Annotated in this window: 3 protein-coding genes; all 3 read left to right on the top strand. The window is 66.2% G+C overall.

Translation table 11 applies throughout. The features are described 5' to 3' along the window. On the top strand, positions 1 to 407 hold a 407-nt coding region (locus VF794_RS11210; protein ID WP_331109554.1), incomplete at its 5' end, for an ABC transporter permease. Positions 408 to 419: 12 nt separating this feature from the next. Beyond that, complete coding sequence (locus tag VF794_RS11205; RefSeq protein ID WP_331109552.1) at positions 420 to 1,046, top strand: glutathione S-transferase N-terminal domain-containing protein; 627 nt, start codon at positions 420 to 422, stop codon at positions 1,044 to 1,046. Positions 1,047 to 1,149: 103 nt separating this feature from the next. Continuing rightward, positions 1,150 to 1,684: hypothetical protein (locus tag VF794_RS11200; protein ID WP_331109550.1), on the top strand; the 535-nt coding region annotated here is incomplete at its 3' end.

Genomic DNA, 1,684 nt, shown 5'->3' with positions numbered 1-1,684 from the left:
CCTTCAACAGCCTCTCCCAGGTCATCACCATCGCCAGCTTCGGGGTGTGCCTGCTGTCGCTGGTGGTGGGCGGCATCGGCATCCTCAACATCATGCTGGTGTCGGTGACGGAGCGGACCAAGGAGATCGGCATCCGCAAGGCGCTGGGGGCGCGCAAGAACCGCATCCTCGCGCAGTTCGCCACCGAGGCGGTGCTGCTGTCGCTCATCGGCGGCGCCATCGGCGTGGGCTTCGGCTTCGGCCTGGCCTTTCTCGCCCGGTGGGTGCTGGGCTTCACCACCGTGGTGCCCGGCTGGGCGGTGGCGCTCTCGCTGGGGATGAGCTCGGGCGTGGGCCTCGTGTTCGGCATCTACCCCGCGGCACGCGCCGCGAGGTTGGATCCGGTCGAGGCCATGCGCTCGGAGTAGGGGAGTGCGCACATGATCGACCTGTACACGTTCACCTCTCCCAACGGGCGCAAGGTGTCCATTGCCCTGGAGGAACTGGGGCTGCCGTACACGGCGAGGTTCGTGGACATCACCAAGGGAGAGCAGTTCAAGCCCGGGTTCCTCGCCCTCAACCCGAACAACAAGGTTCCGGCCATCGTGGACCACGAGGGCCCCGGGGGACAGCCGTTCACGGTGTTCGAGTCCGGTGCCATCCTGCTCTACCTGGCGGAGAAGACGGGCAAGCTGCTGCCGGCGGACGTGCGCGGGCGCACCGAGGCGGTGCAGTGGCTGATGTTCCAGATGAGCGGCGTGGGCCCGATGCTGGGGCAGCTCACCCACTTCCAGCGCTACGCCAAGGAGAAGCTTCCCTACGCCATCGAGCGCTACACGAAGGAGTCGGAGCGCCTCCTGGGCGTGCTGGACAAGCACCTGGGCCCGCACGAGTACCTGGCGCGGGAGTACTCGCTGGCGGACATCGCCATGTATCCGTGGCTGGTGATTGGGCAGCAGTTCTTTCCGGAACTCTTCACGTCCGTGGCGAACGTGCGCGAGTACATGAACAGGGTGGGCGCACGCCCCGCGGTGCAGCGCGGCATGAAGGTGCCCGAGCCTCGGTAGCGCGAGCCACGGGTTCACGTCCCGTACTCAGTTGTCAGCCCCATCAGGTAACCCGTCGGCCCAGCTATCCCATCAGGGGATGGTCATCACCACGGGGCTTCCCATGAAGCTGGGCTGGACGGTGGTACTGCTGCTGCTCCTCGCCGGGTGCGGCTCCAGCAACGAAGCGAGCGGTTCCCTCGGGACCAAATCCACGCCATCACCCGGAGCCAAGTCCGCTGTGAAGAAGGAACTGCCCTGGTTGAACGTGCCGGGCGGACGGATGAAGACGACTCTCTTCTACGGCCCGTGGCAGTGCCGCCGGGAGCTCATGAACGGGTGCCAGAGGGAGTGCGCCAGCGAGGGCCACACGCTCAAGGGGTGCATGTGGCTGGCCGACTTCAAGTTCGATTGGGAGGGAAGGCTCGTCCTCCTACCCGTTCCCCTGAAGGCCGGGAGCCGCTACGGCATCTACCACTGCTGCTGCAACTACACCGAGCTGTCGAAGGAGGACACACGCGCCGCTCGCAAGAAGTGGGAGGGGAAGAGGGAGTCCTTCCGGCGGGGTTGGAGCGAGAAGTTCGGAACGTGGCCGGAGAAAGGTGACGTGTCCTGGCCAGGGCATCACGTCCGGGATCTCAAGCACGGGGGAGATCCGG

This window comes from Archangium sp., from assembly GCF_036389735.1.
Classification (GTDB): domain Bacteria; phylum Myxococcota; class Myxococcia; order Myxococcales; family Myxococcaceae; genus Archangium.
Note: the sequence above shows the minus strand (reverse complement) of the source record. Positions and strands in the feature narration are given on the sequence as shown.